This window comes from Photobacterium carnosum (assembly GCF_021236965.1).
In the GTDB taxonomy this organism is placed as follows: domain Bacteria; phylum Pseudomonadota; class Gammaproteobacteria; order Enterobacterales; family Vibrionaceae; genus Photobacterium; species Photobacterium carnosum.
Window position 1 is genome coordinate 1 of record NZ_WMDN01000020.1, and the last position, 16792, is coordinate 16792.

Consider the following 16792-nt stretch of genomic DNA (forward strand, 5'->3'; position numbering starts at 1 on the left):
GAGCTACCAAGCTGCTCCACCCCGCGTCCGATTTACAACGAAAGAAAACAAACTCGTTATCTCCTTTCGAGGCTGCGCATTATACGACTAAAATTGTCGGATGCAATAGTTCTTAAACCAAAAAACGCAGATTTTTTTCTAACTGCTTATTTTCACATCAAATATTGAAAATATGCTCACGATAGTAGCGTAACTCAGCAATTGAATCATGAATATCATCCAATGCTAAGTGACTTCCTTTTTTAGAAAAGCCATCAAGTAACTCTGGCTTCCAACGACGCGTTAATTCTTTAAGTGTACTTACATCAAGATAACGGTAATGAAAATACTGTTCAAGCATTGGCATATGCTTATACAAGAAACGACGATCTTGACCAATACTGTTACCACAAATAGGTGATACACCCTTTGGCACCCATTGTTCTAAAAACGCAATAGTTTGAGCAACGGCTTGTGCTTCAGTAATAGTGCTTTGACGAATACGCTCGACTAAACCACTATTAGTATGTGTGGTTGTACACCAATCATCCATTTTTGCTAATTCAGCTTCTGGCTGATAAATAGCTATAACAGGGCCTTCAGCCAACACATTAAGCTGTGGATCGGTCACAACCGTTGCGATTTCAATGATTTTATGCGTTTCTGGATCTAATCCGGTCATTTCCAGATCAATCCAAATAAGGTTCTGATCGTTGATTGTCATTCGATATTGCCTCTTTTTATAACTAAACCATGTATGATAATACCGAAAGCCAACCAAATAGAACGATATTCTTGTGGCAAAAAAGAAAAAACTGACTCAAGGTCAGAGCCGACGTGTCCGCTCTAACCAAAATAAGCGCCTAAATCGCGCTAAAAACGAAGTCCAATGGGATGAAGCTCTATTGGAAAGTGCCCGTGAAGGGCTGGTTATTACTCGATTTGGTCAACACGCTGATGTTGAAGATCCGCAAACGGGTATTATTCATCGCTGTAACCTACGTCGTAGTATTCAGAGCCTTGTTTCTGGAGACCGCGTCGTCTGGCGTCCTGGTGTTGAAGCATTACAAGGTATTACAGGCGTTGTAGAAGCAGTACATGAACGCAAAACAATGTTGACCCGTCCTGATTACTATGACGGCGTTAAAGCGGTAGCAGCAAACGTTGACCGTATTATCATTGTGTCATCGATTCTACCAGAATTGTCGCTTAACATTATTGACCGTTACATTATTGCCGCTGAAACTATTGGTATTAAGCCATTAATCGTTGTCAATAAAGTCGACTTACTTACACCAGAGCAGCGAGTTGACGTTGAACGAAAGTTAACGCAATACCAAAACATTGGTTACAGCGTACGCTTAGTCAGTACCGATACGGGTGAAGGACTTGATGACCTAAGAGTTGATTTACAAGATCATGTCAGTATTTTTGCTGGCCAATCTGGTGTTGGTAAATCCAGCATGGTTAACTCATTAATGCCTGACGTTGAAGCTGATATTGGTGATGTTTCGACAAACTCTGGTTTAGGTCAACACACCACCACCGCGGCAAGATTATATCACTTTGCTGATGGCGGTGATTTAATTGACTCCCCAGGTGTACGTGAATTTGGTTTATGGCATTTAGAGCCCGAACAAATTACTGAAGCCTTTGTTGAGTTTCGTCAACATTTAGGTGGCTGTAAATTCCGTGATTGTAAACACGGTAACGATCCTGGTTGTATCATTCGCGAAGCAGTTGAACGTGGTGATATTAGTCGTGCACGTTATAACAGTTACCATAAAATTATTGAAAGCATGTCGGAAACTGTCGCAAACCGTCAATTTTCACGTAACAAGCCAAGCTGATAATGAATATATGCCTAAGAGAACTAATTATTTTCTTAGGCTTATTTTTTATCGACTACAATTCTAATTAACACTGACTAGCTTGCCTTCTCCACTCTCTGCGTAGCACTAGAATAACTGACATTATTACAATAGTTCGGTATTATTACAGGTTATCGTTATTCTTCCAAATAAGAAAAGAATAACTAACTTATTGATTAATTAATATTTACTGGAAGAATGATTGTGTTAGATAAGATTAAGATTGGCCTTCAATATTGTATACCAAAGCATGCATTAACTCGTTTAATGGGTAAACTGGCGGCTTATGAAGGTGGAAAACTAACTACTACTATTATTCGTTGGTTCATCAAACAATATAACGTCAACATGGCTGAAGCACGCATTCCAGATCCAGCCGCCTATTCAACCTTCAACAGTTTTTTTGTACGCGAATTGATGGAAGGTGCCCGTCCAATTAACAATGACTCGCATATTATTAGCCATCCTGCTGATGCATGCGTAAGCCAATTTGGCCCAATTAAAGCGGGACGTTTATTTCAAGCAAAAGGGCACTATTTTAATGCTTGTGAATTATTAGGCGGTGATAGCGATTTAGCAGATAAGTTTATGGGGGGGGAGTTTGCGACATTATATCTTTCACCTAGTGACTACCACCGTGTTCACATGCCATGTGACGGTGTACTACGCCAAATGATTTATGTTCCTGGTGATCTATTTTCTGTTAATCCATTAACCGCAGCTAACGTACCTAATTTATTTGCCCGTAATGAGCGTGTAATATGTGTGTTTGACACTGAGTTTGGTCCATTAGCTCAAGTGCTGGTTGGTGCCACTATTGTTGGTAGCATCGAAACAGTATGGGCAGGCACAGTAACACCGCCAACGGGACCTGAGATTCGTCGTTGGAATTATCCTACCACTGGTGAGCAAGCGATCAATTTAAAGAAAGGCCAAGAAATGGGCCGTTTTAAATTGGGTTCAACTGTTATCAATTTATTCCCTAAAGACAGCATTCGTTTTGTAGAAAATATGCAACCACACCAAGTGACCCGCATGGGACAACCTTACGCTGAACGTTTAGTGAAATAATAAATAAAAACAAACTATACGGAGTATGCCTTTACTCCGTATCTCTTCTTTAATGCCTGACTTTAATTTCTTTTTTCTCATCGATAATCTTTCTTTCACTTTATATGATAGCGATAAACTGAACCGTTTCTTTGGTCGTACTTTTAATCTCAAACCAAAAGATTAGTATGCTAACGTTAGTGTGCCATTTCGCAGATCAAGTACTACGATTAGGTCGGGATAATTTTCATACTTATAGGTAATCATCATGAAAAAAAATACAGTGTCAGCATTAGTACTCGCGTTAGCGACTTGCTTCTCTCTTTCTGCACACGCCGACGCCGCATGGGGATATAGCACTCAAAAAGGCACTGAACATTGGGTTAACAGTTACCCTACTTGTGGCGGCGAAAACCAAAGTCCCATTGACATTCAATCACCGATTCAGGCCCAAACTCAGCCCTTACAAATTAGCTATGATGGTAAAATCACCAGTTTAACTAATAACGGCCACACGATAGAAGCCAATGTAAGTGGCGATAATACCTTGGTGATTAATGGTGATACGTACACTCTTAAACAGTTTCATTTTCACACCCCCTCTGAAAACTATATTGATGGCAAACAATACCCGTTAGAAGCGCATTTCGTTAACGTTGATGCAACCGGTCATATTGCAGTTATTTCAGTCATGTTTGAAAATGGACCTCGCGCAAATAATGAATTAACCACCTTATTAAAAACAATTCCAACCAAAGGTGAGACCATTGACTTTAATGGTGATCTGACCCCTAACGCACTACTGCCACGTGAGCGCCAATATTTCCGTTACAATGGTTCATTAACCACACCACCTTGTACTGAAGGTGTTCGCTGGTATGTTATGCAAAGCCATCTCACCAGTTCAGCTGCTCAAATTGAACAACTAAATCAAATGATGGGTGACAATAACCGTCCACTACAGCCTGTTAATGCGCGAATTGTAATCGACTAACCACTAATTGCAAATGATAATCAGTTGCAATTAAAAAAGAGTAACGTTATAGTCATCGCACGGTTTAAACGCCTTGAAATCCTACTTGCCGTTTAATTCAATCATTTATTTACACCAAATCAGATCTTCGATATTAAATGCACGTTGCCTCAGTATGAAACGAGTGATTCATCGTTACTAATATCAACTGGTGCATGGTGGATATTTGATGACAAAAAAGCACGGTCATAAATACCGTGCTTTTTTACGTCTACATCTTTGGAATCAAGCTGTAGGATAAGAATAATATTTACGCTATTTCAATCGGGAAAGCCGTAACTTGATCAATATGATCACGTTCTAATGCCAGCATAATCACCCGATCAATCCCCAACGCAACGCCTGCACAATCAGGGAATCCAGCCCGTAACGCTTCAATAAGGTGCATGTCAATCGGTTGTGATTGTAGTCCCATGCTAACTCGTTTTTGATTATCAGCTTCAAAACGTTGTAACTGCTCATCACCATTAGCAAGTTCATGAAAGCCATTCGCTAATTCTATGCCTTTAAAATAAACCTCAAATCGCTCTGCCACACGTGGATCTTGAGGATTTATCTGCGCCAGAGCCGCTTGTGATGCAGGGAAGTCATACACAAAAGCGGGGACTTGTTGACCAATTTTAGCTTCAACACCAATGCTAAACAGTAATTGTAATAAGGTATCGCGATCTTGCTCAGGTTCAGCAATGTCTGCTAGCCCTAATCGAGCAGCAACGGCTTTTAACTCAGCCATTGACCCTTCAAGTGGACACACTGCTAACACATCAATAAATGCTTGTTGATATGTCATTTTTTCTGCTGCCCCACACCCTAATACTTGCTGTAACAACAGATCCATCTCAGCCATTAACTGGTGATGATCAAATCCAGGTCGATACCACTCTAGCATTGTAAATTCAGGGTTATGGTAACGTCCTGATTCTTCATTACGGAATGATTTACAAATTTGGTAAATAGCACCACTGCCAGCCGCCAATAGTCGTTTCATATGAAATTCAGGACTGGTCATCAAATACAATGTTTGACCCGCGGCATAACCAGGGCCGACAAATTCAGTTTTAAACGCATGTAAATGTACATCCGTCACCGTAGCCTGACTCATTGCCGGTGTATCTACTTCTATAACATCACGATCTGCAAAAAACTGACGAATTATCGCGATTAACCCTGCTCGTTGTCTTAGTTGTGTAATCTCCGCAGTAGGTTGCCAAGGCTGAGACATAACAGTTTCTTCTTACATAAAAGGAAATAATGGTCTAATTCTAACAAAGCCTCGCACTTAACCAAATATTGACTGCTTTATATTTATTTACCACACCAAACTATTATGACCAAAAATGAACAGTGTTAATAAAAAAGCATAACTAGCCCATGTAAACAGAGATTAAAAAAACAAATAACCGCACAATAACGAACAAATAGCCAACAAAAACAAAATTGTTACTAACAAAATAATTACAAAAAACAGTCGCATTGTGCAGCGCATAGCTTATTAAATCTTTCATCATAAGATGTTACAACCAAACAATGAAACACGTCATTAATGAGCTATAAACAATTAATACCAAACGAAACAAATTATTAACAATGAACAAACATGAAAAATTGTGACAATAATCACAAACTTTGTAATCAGATTACATTTTTTGATTATTTCGGTAAAAAGACGCGTCTACATCATATTTTCTATTAATGAGGTTCCATAAAATACGCGCAGGATTTCAAGGATAGGTACGCACGACGTACCTTTTCATTTTTTTACCGTCTTAATCTTCGGAGGATAGCTGTGAAGACTATTACCACAGATATCGCTGTAATTGGCGCGGGTGGTGCAGGCCTACGTTCTGCCATCGCTGCTGCAGAAGCAAACCCAGAACTAGAAATTGCACTTATTTCAAAAGTCTACCCAATGCGCTCGCACACAGTTGCAGCTGAAGGCGGCTCTGCTGCTGTTATCAAAGACGAAGATAGCTTTGATAATCACTTCAACGATACCGTTGGTGGTGGTGACTGGCTATGCGAACAAGATGTGGTTGAATATTTCGTAGAGAATTCAACCCGCGAAATGATTCAAATGGAACAATGGGGCTGCCCATGGAGCCGTAAAGAAAACGGTGAAGTGAACGTACGTCGTTTTGGTGGTATGAAAGTTGAGCGTACATGGTTCGCGGCAGATAAAACTGGCTTCCATATGCTACACACCCTATTCCAGACATCTATCAAATACCCGCAAATCAAACGTTACGATGAATACTTCGTGGTTGATCTTTTAATTGAAGATGGCGAAGTTCAAGGTCTGATTGCTATTCACATGGCAGAAGGTGAACTGGTTTGTATTAAAGCAAAATCAGTGATCTTAGCAACAGGTGGCGCAGGTCGCGTTTACCACTGTAATACTAACGGCGGTATTGTAACTGGCGATGGTATGGCAATGGCATTCCGTCACGGTGTACCACTACGTGACATGGAATTTGTTCAATACCACCCAACAGGTCTACCAGGCACTGGTATTTTAATCACTGAAGGTTGTCGTGGTGAAGGCGGTATTATCGTCAATAAAAACGGTTACCGTTATCTACAAGATTATGGCATGGGCCCTGAAACACCCGTGGGTCATCCAAAAAACAAATACATGGAACTAGGTCCTCGTGACAAAGTTTCGCAAGCGTTCTGGCATGAACAGCAAAAAGGCAACACTATTCAACACCCACTAGGTGATGTAGTAATGCTTGATTTACGTCACCTTGGCGAAGAATACTTACATGAGCGTCTACCGTTTATCTGTGAGCTAGCTAAAGCATACGTAAACGTTGATCCAGCAAAAGAGCCAATTCCAATTCGCCCAACCGTACACTACACCATGGGTGGTATTGAAACTAACGGTACCTGTGAAACCCGCGTTAAAGGCCTATTTGCTGTTGGTGAATGTGCTTCTGTTGGTCTTCACGGTGCTAACCGTCTAGGTTCAAACTCACTGGCTGAGTTTGTAGTATTTGGCCGCGTTGCAGGTGAACACGCTGTTAAACGCGCTGAAGAATTCAAAGGTTGGAACGACGCTTCAATCAATACCCAAATAGACGCAGTACAAGCACGTATTGATGCCCTAATGGCACAAGAAGGTGATGAAAACTGGGCTCAAATCCGTACTGAAATGGGTCACACCATGGAAGCGGGTTGTGGTATTTACCGTCAACAAGATTTGATGCAAGCAACCATTGATAAGCTAGCTGAACTTAAGCAACGCTTTAAACATATTAGCATTCAAGATAAAGGCCAAGTCTTTAACACTGATCTGCTATATGCCATTGAAGTGGGTTACGGTCTTGATGTTGCAGAAGCAATGGCTTGCTCAGCGATTCTACGTACAGAATCTCGTGGTGCGCACCAACGTCTAGATGACGGCTGTACTGAACGTGATGATGTGAACTTCCTGAAACATACATTGGCATTCTATAACAATGGCGACGCGCCAATTATTGATTACAGCGATGTAAAGATCACGAAATCACAGCCAAAAGCTCGTCTATACGGTGCTGAAGCTGAAGCTCACGAAGCACATGAAAAAGCTCAAGCAGCGCAGTCAGAAGTTCAAGAGGAAAAGGCATAATGTCAGACAATCGCATTCAAAAAATTGAAATTCTGCGTTATGACCCAGCAACAGATGCAGAACCATATTTACAAGCATTTGAAGTACCGTTCAACGACACTATGTCAGTACTTGATGCGCTTGGTTACATCAAAGATCATCTTGATAAACACCTAAGCTATCGCTGGTCTTGCCGAATGGCGATCTGTGGCTCATGTGGCATGATGGTTAATGGCGTACCTAAGTTAGCTTGTAAGAGCTTTCTTCGTGATTACCCTAATGGCGTAAAAATTGAGCCATTAGCAAACTTTGCGATTGAGAAAGACTTAATTGTCGATATGACTCCCTTTATTGAGCGTCTTGAAGCGATTAAGCCCTATATTATTGGTAATACCCGCACAATAGAAGATGGTACAAACATCCAAACACCAGAGCAAATGGCAAAATACAAGCAATTTGCTGGTTGTATTAACTGTGGCCTTTGCTACTCAGCGTGTCCGCAATTCGGTCTAAACCCTGAATTTATCGGTCCAGCTGCACTAACACTGGCACACCGTTACAATCTTGATAGCCGTGACCATGGCCAACATGAGCGTATGGAACTGATCAACAGTGAAAATGGTGCTTGGGGTTGTACGTTTGTAGGTTACTGTTCTGAAGTATGTCCAAAGAGCGTTGATCCAGCAGCTGCAGTAAACCAAGGCAAAGTCGAATCATCGAAAGATTTCGTTATTGCAATGTTGAAGCCTCAGGAGGCATAAGGATGAGCAACCGTAAACCTTACGTTCGTGAAATGACGCGTACATGGTGGAAAGACAGCTCTTTCTACCGTTTTTACATGCTACGTGAAGCTACTGTATTACCGCTCATTTTCTTTACTATCTGCTTAACCTTCGGTTTAGGTTGTTTAGTAAAAGGTCCTGAAGCATGGCAAGGTTGGCTAAATTTTATGGCTAACCCAATTGTAATCATTCTAAATATTCTTGCGTTAGCTGGCAGTTTATTCCACGCGCAAACATTTTTTAGCATGATGCCGCAAGTGGTGCCAATTCGCATTAAGGGCAAGAAACTGGATAAGAAAATTATCGTTCTTGCACAGTGGGCAGTTGTTGCTGTCATCACCGCCATTGTTTTAGCGCTAGTTTAAGGAGCCGCTCGTGATTAATTTACATCCAAAACGTTCCGATGAACCAGTATGGTGGAGTTTATTTGGTGCCGGTGGTACTTGGTTTGCAATGATCTCTCCAGTTACTATTTTAGTACTAGGTATCATGGTTCCACTGGGTATTATTAGCCCAGAAGCGATGAGCTATGATCGCGCTGCTGATTTTGCAACCAGCTTTATTGGTGCATTATTTGTCATTGCTACCTTATCACTGCCAATGTGGCATGGTATGCACCGTCTACACCATGGTATGCACGACCTTAAGTTTCATACTGGTGTTGTAGGTAAAATTGCTTGTTACGCAGTAGCGTTCTTAGTGACTGCGCTATCAATCATCTTTGTGTTCATGATTAAATAGTCATTGATACACAATCTAAAAAAGCACCGCTTGCGGTGCTTTTTTTATGGCTGTTATTTAAAGATTTAAAACATCATAACCCTGAATTTTAGCCAACAAAAAAGGCCGCCAAAGCGACCTTTTTTAAAGCTCAATATGAATTTACTTCACACGGCTTACGTATTCACCTGAACGAGTATCAACTTTGATAACTTCGCCAATTGCGATGAATAAAGGAACACGTACTACAGCGCCTGTAGTTAGTGTTGCTGGCTTACCACCAGTACCTTGTGTATCGCCTTTAAGACCAGGATCAGTCTCTGTTACTTCAAGCTCAACAAAGTTTTGAGGAGTAACAACGATAGGGTTACCGTTCCAAAGCGTTAACGTACACGCATCGTTTTCTACTAACCATTTCGCATTATCACCAACAGCTTTTAAGTCTGCAGCAATTTGCTCAAATGTTTCATTGTTCATGAAATGGTAGAATTCACCGTCGTTGTATAGGTAATCAAGTTCAGTATCGATTACGTCCGCAGCTTCAACTGATTCACCTGATTTAAACGTTTTTTCAAGAACTTTACCTGAAATAAGTTTACGGATTCGTACGCGGTTGAACGCTTGACCTTTACCAGGTTTAACAAATTCGTTTTCGATAATGACACATGGTTCATTATCAAGCATAATTTTCATTCCGCTGCGGAATTCATTGGTGCTGAAAGACGCCATTCTAATCCTCTTAACATCTTCGAGTTGTATTTAATGTCGCATATCATACCCCGAAACGTGCCATCTGTTGAGCAAAACTGGCTGAATGATCTAGCTAATGCGATATCTGATCCCTTAAAGCTACTCAATTGGCTTAAAATTGATCCAACACCTTGGCAAAAAGGCCTCGCGGCTAAAAATTTATTCGCGCTTCGCGTTCCTGTAAGTTTTGTCGAAAGAATGGAAATTGGCAACCCATACGATCCATTATTGCGCCAAGTACTGCCGCTAGAGCAAGAATTTGAGGTTCATCAAGGCTACTCAACTGATCCTCTTGATGAGCAAGATAACCCCATTCCAGGGCTGTTACACAAATACCATAACCGTGTATTAATGATCGTTAAAGGCGGTTGTGCAGTGAATTGTCGCTATTGTTTTCGACGTCACTTCCCTTATCAAGATAACAAAGGCAATAAAACCGTCTGGCAGCAAAGTCTTGATTACATCGCAACCCAACCACACATTAACGAAGTCATCTTATCTGGTGGTGATCCACTAATGGCTAAAGATCACGAATTAACATGGTTGCTCGAACATATTGCCGCTATTCCACATATTAAACGGTTGCGTATTCACAGCCGCTTACCCGTTGTAATCCCACATCGCATCACACCAGCACTGTGTGAGTTATTTGCTAGCAGTCGTTTACAAATTATCATGGTGACCCATATTAACCATGCCAATGAAATCAATAATGAGCTAACCTCGGCGATGACACAGCTCAAGCTCGCTAAGGTCACCCTGCTAAACCAAAGCGTACTCCTTAAAGGGGTTAATGACTCCGTCACAGCGCTTACAGACCTCAGCGAAGCCTTATTTGATACTGGAATATTACCGTACTACTTACACGTACTGGATCACGTACAAGGCGCTGCACACTTCTTTGTCAGTGATCAACAGGCACGTATCTTAATGGCTGGATTAATCAATAATGTTTCTGGCTATCTAGTCCCTACATTAGCGCGCGAGATTGGCGGCAGAAGCAGCAAAACCCCCCTTGATCTTCAACTTGAATAACGACTTAAATAACTACAATTTTAACGGTTACAACTCCCTCCTTTTCGATGCAGCACCACTATTACCATACTGACTCGTTATCGCGAGTCAGTAATAGATCACAGCTGATGACGATAGCCATTAAGTTGTACAGCTTCCCACCTCAAAAACACCAAAAATATACACTTATATTTCAGCCTATCATAGGCGCTACAATAACAATATATAAGTCATTGTTTTATAATGACCGTACAGCTTGTACAGCTTTGTTAGCTATATATCTAAAAAGCTATTTGCCTATGATGTTACTTTTAATTACCCGCCAATTTTATTGCAGCTCACCATTAAAAAAAATCATCGTGGCAGATCTCGATTTTTTAATGATTTACATGCATAGTCGCGCCTCATACGCAGCCCTTTATTGTTCTAGGCGTCGCCAAACGTCGTCGCTGCTGCCAACCCGCTCCCTTACATGAGTATCGCAATGAAAATTGGCATTTTGTCACAGGACGCAAACTTATATTCAACCCGCCGTCTGCATGAGGCTTGTCAACAACGAGGCCATGAGGCGGTTATTATCAATGCCCTTCGCTGTTACATGAATATCAACTCAGTTCAACCCTCGATTCATTTTGAAGGGACTGATCTGATTGGCTTTGATGCCATCATTCCTCGCATTGGCTCAGACATTACCTTTTATGGTTGTGCGGTATTACGTCAATTTGAAATGATGGATGTATTTTCTGTGAATCAATCTATTGCAATTTCACGTTCTCGCGACAAACTACGTTCATTACAATTACTGAGCCGTGAAGGTGTTGGTATGCCTGTTACCGGTTTTGCGAGTAAACCTGATGATGTTTTAGATCTGATTAAAATGGTTGGCGGTGCGCCTCTAGTCATAAAGCTTTTAGAAGGCACTCAAGGGATTGGCGTTGTTCTAGCGGAAACCCAAAAAGCAGCAGAAAGTGTGATTGAAGCATTTCTAGGCCTTAAAGCTCACATTATGGTGCAAGAATATATAGAAGAAGCCGGTGGTGCTGACATTCGTTGCTTTGTGATTGGGGGAAAAGTCATCGCAGCAATGAAACGTCAAGCAGCAGAAGGTGAATTCCGATCCAACTTACACCGTGGTGGCAGTGCTTCATTAATTCGAATTACGCCAGAAGAGCGTAAAACTGCGATTGCGGCGGCAAAAGCGATGGGGCTCAGTGTTGCTGGCGTTGATTTATTACGATCTAAACGCGGACCACTGATCATGGAGGTTAACTCATCTCCAGGCCTTGAAGGTATTGAAGCGGCAACAGGCAAAGATATTGCAGGTATGATCATTGATCATATTGAAAAAAATGCAGGGAAAAGCCGTCGTAACTTAAAAAATCAGTAACTTATAAAGAATACGTTATCGATAAGCAGCCTTATATGGCTGCTTTTTATTACCCAAACAATAACGTTCATATTTTTATCAAAATAACAGCTAAAAGGTGTTCATTACCAACACCTTCCCGTACCGAACAAAAACAACAGCAAGTCATTGATATTAAACGAAAAATAATCGTACAGCTTTTTGAGCTTTTTGCTCTGCAAACTATAGATAAAGTAACATGGTAGTAAAATTGCTATCAATCTCTGCATTTTTCCCAAATAAACCCATGACTGTCCAGCTATCAAAAAAAACGGGTTATGAATCGATAACGTGATCTTTAAAACACTCAGTAAGCAATATATTGATTAGTACTACCTCGAACCAGCAAATTACGCTAACGTATAAACAATACAATGACGATAGAACTGAAAAAGGATTAGTCATGATTGATTTTAGCTATGATGTTGAAATGGTAGAAGATGATAACCCATATAGTATGGGACAGGTAAATACCAATGAAGTGCCAGCAGAGGCGCTGACTACCTATACACAACTGATCTCACAACTACTGCAACAACCAGAACAAGGTAAGCGTTATGCAGGCTTTGGCTTTGACGGCGCAGAAAAATTAGCATTCAGTGCCTTACAAATTACTGAGCACGATCAAATTGGCGCCGGAATGGTCTACAACCCAGATGATGATGGTGATAACTTTATCTTAATTGGCCGTGTATTCTTTAGCATTAAAGATAATAAGGTCTCGTTTAATATGGAGCCCAACGCGGATGATGTGCTAGTGCAAGGTGATATTGATCTACGTGGCTACATTCAATCATTTGTAGTCTGCTTTATGGCGGCGTGGGTAGCCTTAAACCAAGAACATCTACCAAGCTAGAATTAATAGACCTCTTTTTATAGTATGTCTTTATATATTAATGGCCTCTGTTATCACTACAGGGGCTTTTTTATGCCTCAATGATTAATGGCACTCTTTAATCTAACAATGCCACACAAAACGTACAGCTATACACAAAAATGTCAGCTATTTTATGCACGACAAATAACACTACGACCAAAAAACACAAACTGAATTTAAGTGACTGATAACAAACGACTAAATAAGCGTACAGCTTTTCAGGTCTTTTACCTAGCAAGCTATAGTTAGTTGGGTTACTTTAACTCTGTCACTATTCTCCCTCAGCGATAAATAAATGTTAACCTTCCTCTCGAATAACACCATAAAATATTAATACCAAACCTCACTGTTCAATTTATTTTAAAATAAGCAGCTAAAAGAAAATAATAAGCAAATAACTATCCATGTATAAAATAACTTATATTTTGCAAATAACCTTCTTTAAAGCAAAATATAGTACTGTAATAAAATAACAGTAAAATAAACTTAAATAATATTAATCAACAAAAAGATTAAATTTATAAATAAAACTGTACTTGGGTTTTTATCCGTGCACTTATTCCAATCATGATCAGTTTTAATTTATTAAACACTTACCTCTATTAATAAATAAATAAGTATCATCACTCTCAACCATTGAGTTACGGTCAGCGTTTAATTAAAAATACAGCTAATAGCTGCACCAATTAACGTAATTTCATCTACACACAAAATAACAACCTAACTAGCTGTTTTATATGCATTTTATTTACGTACAGCTTTTACGGCAATCTTCCAAGTGAACTGTTCGCAAAGGACAGCAGCTAATCAATAGCTAATCAATAGCTAATCAATAGCTAATCAATAGCTAATCAATAGCTAATCAATAGCTAATCAATAGCTAATCAATAGCTAATCAATAGCTAATCAATAGCTAATCAATAGCTAAAATTAATATACAGTGACTTTTATAGAGGCAATAAAAAAGCCGAGCTATGCTCGACTTTTTTGATACTGTTTTTATAACAAAGAGACGTTAATCTCTACGGTTATAAATGGATTACATCATACCGCCCTAACCACTACCAAGCTATTAACATAGCGATACATAAGGCTTTATGGCACAATTACTGTCTACATTTATGACTACAAAGCTGGTTGCATGACTAAATTAAACAATCAATACCTAAAACTACGTGGCAATATTTGGTGGTATCAACGCCGAGTGCCAGTACAGCTAAGGCACAAATTCCCCAATCAAACATTAATCTCCGAAAGTTTAGGCACTGGTGATATTCGCGAAGCTCGAAGACAGCGTGATATAGTTAACGGTCGCCTTCAAGAGCAACAATCAGTAACTCCGCCATCGAGTAGGTACCGCTTTCACGAGCTAGTACGAACACTATCCGAAGATAGGGCAAAGTATCCTTATTCTTGGGATGAACCATATGATTACGACAAAGTAGCCAAGACAGATGATACATTTCTACACGCATTGACAACTGTTAGCGGTCAAAAAGACCAAAGTATGCTTTACCGCATAACCTTAAGTGAAGCACTGTCTTTATGGGTACAACAACACCACCAAAGTAAAACGAAAGATACTATTAGCAAAATAAAGCGTGCTACGAGCGACTTTCTAAACTACCTAAATCTAATAGACATTCAATTAGCTGATATTAGTAAACGTCAGGTTCACGATTATATCAATCAGATGCAAAAAACCTATGCTAAAACGACCGTACAAGGTCATATTAGCCGCCTCCGCTCTATCTGGAACTACTGTGACCGAATTGGTGAAGTATCAGGGGAATCCCCTTTCGATGGGCATGTTTACGCTGGTGGTAATTCAACACAGAAGAAGCAACCATTCTCTCTTTCTGAAATGGCATGGATTAAATCTAACGTAGCGACTGACGACCCAATTAAGAGATTACTTGTTGAATTAGGAGTATTTACAGGCTGTCGCATATCCGAGTTATGCTCGCTTCGCTGCAAAAATGTGATTGTAGATGGTGATATTACAGCAATTTTTATCGAGCAAGGTAAAACAGATGCCGCAACACGAACCATACCACTCACTAATCAACTAGGTAATCGGGTTAGAAACCTTGCTGAACATAAAGTAGATGAAGCATTCCTACTGGACGTGGAAACAAAAGACATGAGCCGCTGGTTCTCTCGAATTAAAACGGAACATATCTCGACTGACTCTACAAAATGCTTCCACTCATTTCGCGTAATGTTTTCAACAGCAATGCAACAAGCTGGTGTTGACGAGCTGAAAGCAGCAGCCATTCTCGGTCATAAGCGAGGGAACACTATGACCTATGGTTACTATTCACGAGGCTACGACCTGCAACAGCTCAAAGAAGCATATGACCAATGTGTCGAACGTATCATCTGGTAAGCATTGTCATTAGGCTCAACCCTATGAGAAAAACTTGCCAAAAGAACAAAACCCACCCTAAAGACATGCTTTGGGGTGGGTTTTCTATTTGTCACTAGGGTATAGTTTTAATACAATTTTGGGTCTACGGTTCTACTATCTGTACCTTTCTTTTCATTCCATTCTTTAATGTAAATATTATAGGCACTTAAACAATGTCCCATTGCCTTATTCCATGTATTCTTAAAACCTTTAGTATCGAATGTATGCCTTTTTGTATATGTAAATACGTCTTCATTCTCAAGGTAGCGCCAAAGGGCTTTTGACTCTGCAGTATGGGACAGAATTTGTTTGTTATTCCACATCTTTCCAGTGTGTTTGTTATAGTCACTAAAGTTAATGGCTACACGCACTGAAGGTGCCTTATACCAGTCAGACCTAGTCGTAGATAGTGTCTGACATTTCAAGGACAAAAGTTTCTCACCTTCAAGTGACTCGAGTTTTACAAAATATGCTTCTCTATGATCACCAGTAGCATTAGGATCAGATACAGCCTTCCCATCTATATTTTTTAATTTCCAGTCCCCATAAATATTACCTCCGAAATACTCACTCGCGGAAGATTCACCATTAAACCCTATCAATGTCATGCTAGACAAAAGTAGGAATGCAGAAATCATTAATTTTTTCATTTAGTAATCCTATAAACACTTGAAAGACTAATACCAAGCTCTTTCGCTACTTGCGATTTGCTCATACCACCAGCGAGTAATTCGCGCACTTGCACTTGCTTAGCTCTTGCCGTTGGTTTACGTCCTTTGTATTTGCCTTTCTGTTTAGCCAGTGCTATTCCTTCTGCCTGACGTTCTAGGAGAAGCTGTCGCTCAAATGTTGCGATCGCTCCAATTAATGTGACCATTAAACGGCCTGTTGGGCTTGCTGTATCAATCCCCAGATTTAGCACTTGTAACGATACTTTCTTGCTATCGAGCAACTCGACAATCTCAAGCAAGTGCTTAGTGTTACGTGCCAGACGACACAATTTAGTGACAATTACAGAGTCACCTTCTCTTACGTATTCAAGCATCCTAGATAGCTCCTGTCGCTCCGTAGAAGCTCCAGATTGCTTTTCTTTAAACACTTGCCCACAATCAGACAATGCCTGTAACTGAGCTTCTAAGCTCTGTCCTGACGTACTAACTCGTGCGTATCCAACGTTCGCCATAACCTCTCCCATTCTAGTATTAACATTTTGTTTTCGCTAGATTTTTATCTTTTTCTTAACCTATTTTTACTATTTGTAATTGGGGTTTAACCTTTGTAATAGATTAATTAAGACCGAAATCAGTGCGTTTTT

17 protein-coding genes and 1 pseudogene are annotated in these 16792 nt (G+C 40.2%); 13 read left to right on the forward strand and 5 right to left on the reverse strand.

What is annotated here, in order from left to right:
* Positions 1-157: 157 nt before the first annotated feature.
* Positions 158-703 carry an oligoribonuclease gene (gene orn, locus GLP24_RS15600; protein ID WP_101769885.1) on the reverse strand — a complete coding sequence of 182 codons (546 nt, stop codon included), beginning with the start codon at positions 701-703 and terminating at the stop codon, positions 158-160.
* 73 nt (positions 704-776) lie between these two features.
* Here orn and rsgA point away from each other — a divergent pair, with 73 nt between their 5' ends.
* The 3 genes from rsgA to GLP24_RS15615 all read left to right on the forward strand — a co-directional run bounded on the left by rsgA (position 777) and on the right by GLP24_RS15615 (position 3894).
* Positions 777-1829, forward strand: a complete 1053-nt coding sequence (gene rsgA / locus GLP24_RS15605; RefSeq protein ID WP_101769884.1) for a small ribosomal subunit biogenesis GTPase RsgA — start codon at positions 777-779, stop codon at positions 1827-1829.
* Between the two features lie 225 nt (positions 1830-2054).
* Positions 2055-2921, forward strand: coding sequence for an archaetidylserine decarboxylase (asd, locus tag GLP24_RS15610; RefSeq protein ID WP_101769888.1), 867 nt, complete (start codon positions 2055-2057; stop codon positions 2919-2921).
* A gap of 247 nt (positions 2922-3168) precedes the next feature.
* On the forward strand, positions 3169-3894 hold the full coding sequence (locus tag GLP24_RS15615; protein ID WP_101769883.1) for a carbonic anhydrase: 726 nt from the start codon (positions 3169-3171) through the stop codon (positions 3892-3894).
* 289 nt (positions 3895-4183) lie between these two features.
* Here the strand turns inward: GLP24_RS15615 and epmA are convergent, their stop codons facing one another.
* Complete coding sequence (epmA, locus tag GLP24_RS15620; RefSeq protein ID WP_101769882.1) at positions 4184-5155, reverse strand: elongation factor P--(R)-beta-lysine ligase; 972 nt, start codon at positions 5153-5155, stop codon at positions 4184-4186.
* Between the two features lie 564 nt (positions 5156-5719).
* Here epmA and frdA point away from each other — a divergent pair.
* From frdA to frdD, 4 genes are read left to right on the forward strand one after another with little or no spacing between them, the layout of a single operon-like run.
* Positions 5720-7540 carry a fumarate reductase (quinol) flavoprotein subunit gene (gene frdA, locus GLP24_RS15625; RefSeq protein WP_232576311.1) on the forward strand — a complete coding sequence of 607 codons (1821 nt, stop codon included), beginning with the start codon at positions 5720-5722 and terminating at the stop codon, positions 7538-7540.
* Positions 7540-8280, forward strand: a complete 741-nt coding sequence (locus GLP24_RS15630) for a succinate dehydrogenase/fumarate reductase iron-sulfur subunit (RefSeq protein ID WP_101769880.1) — start codon at positions 7540-7542, stop codon at positions 8278-8280. The genes frdA and GLP24_RS15630 overlap by 1 nt, the downstream gene beginning before the upstream one ends.
* A 2-nt stretch (positions 8281-8282) precedes the next feature.
* Positions 8283-8666, forward strand: a complete 384-nt coding sequence (gene frdC / locus GLP24_RS15635) for a fumarate reductase subunit FrdC (RefSeq protein ID WP_045038109.1) — start codon at positions 8283-8285, stop codon at positions 8664-8666.
* 10 nt (positions 8667-8676) lie between these two features.
* The gene (frdD, locus tag GLP24_RS15640) at positions 8677-9042 is read left to right on the forward strand and encodes a fumarate reductase subunit FrdD (RefSeq protein WP_152654268.1); all 366 of its coding nucleotides are present in this window, start codon (positions 8677-8679) and stop codon (positions 9040-9042) included.
* 141 nt (positions 9043-9183) lie between these two features.
* Here frdD and efp read toward each other — a convergent pair whose 3' ends face one another.
* Positions 9184-9750 carry an elongation factor P gene (efp, locus tag GLP24_RS15645; protein WP_101769878.1) on the reverse strand — a complete coding sequence of 189 codons (567 nt, stop codon included), beginning with the start codon at positions 9748-9750 and terminating at the stop codon, positions 9184-9186.
* A gap of 33 nt (positions 9751-9783) precedes the next feature.
* Here efp and epmB point away from each other — a divergent pair, with 33 nt between their 5' ends.
* The 6 genes and pseudogenes from epmB (at position 9784) to GLP24_RS15670 (ending at position 15456) form a co-directional block, all read left to right on the forward strand.
* Positions 9784-10806 (forward strand): EF-P beta-lysylation protein EpmB, encoded by a 1023-nt coding sequence (gene epmB, locus GLP24_RS15650; RefSeq protein ID WP_232579450.1) that lies wholly within the window; start codon positions 9784-9786, stop codon positions 10804-10806.
* A gap of 463 nt (positions 10807-11269) precedes the next feature.
* A complete protein-coding gene (gene rimK, locus GLP24_RS15655) occupies positions 11270-12172 on the forward strand; it encodes a 30S ribosomal protein S6--L-glutamate ligase (protein ID WP_101769876.1) in 903 nt (300 codons plus the stop codon).
* 35 nt (positions 12173-12207) lie between these two features.
* Positions 12208-12396 (forward strand): hypothetical protein, encoded by a 189-nt coding sequence (locus GLP24_RS15660; protein WP_232616227.1) that lies wholly within the window; start codon positions 12208-12210, stop codon positions 12394-12396.
* 197 nt (positions 12397-12593) lie between these two features.
* Positions 12594-13046 (forward strand): molecular chaperone GroEL, encoded by a 453-nt coding sequence (locus GLP24_RS15665; protein ID WP_101769874.1) that lies wholly within the window; start codon positions 12594-12596, stop codon positions 13044-13046.
* 1162 nt (positions 13047-14208) lie between these two features.
* Positions 14209-14379: pseudogene (locus GLP24_RS19935) on the forward strand (DUF6538 domain-containing protein); the annotation flags it as partial.
* A gap of 195 nt (positions 14380-14574) precedes the next feature.
* Positions 14575-15456: a tyrosine-type recombinase/integrase gene (locus tag GLP24_RS15670; protein WP_232616228.1), complete on the forward strand. Its 882-nt coding sequence runs from the start codon at positions 14575-14577 to the stop codon at positions 15454-15456.
* A 107-nt stretch (positions 15457-15563) separates the two neighbouring features.
* Here the strand turns inward: GLP24_RS15670 and GLP24_RS15675 are convergent, their stop codons facing one another.
* Both GLP24_RS15675 and GLP24_RS15680 read right to left on the reverse strand, forming a co-directional pair.
* Positions 15564-16127, reverse strand: a complete 564-nt coding sequence (locus GLP24_RS15675) for a hypothetical protein (protein WP_232616229.1) — start codon at positions 16125-16127, stop codon at positions 15564-15566.
* Positions 16124-16660: a recombinase family protein gene (locus GLP24_RS15680; protein ID WP_232616230.1), complete on the reverse strand. Its 537-nt coding sequence runs from the start codon at positions 16658-16660 to the stop codon at positions 16124-16126. The genes GLP24_RS15675 and GLP24_RS15680 overlap by 4 nt, the downstream gene beginning before the upstream one ends.
* Positions 16661-16792: the final 132 nt, after the last annotated feature.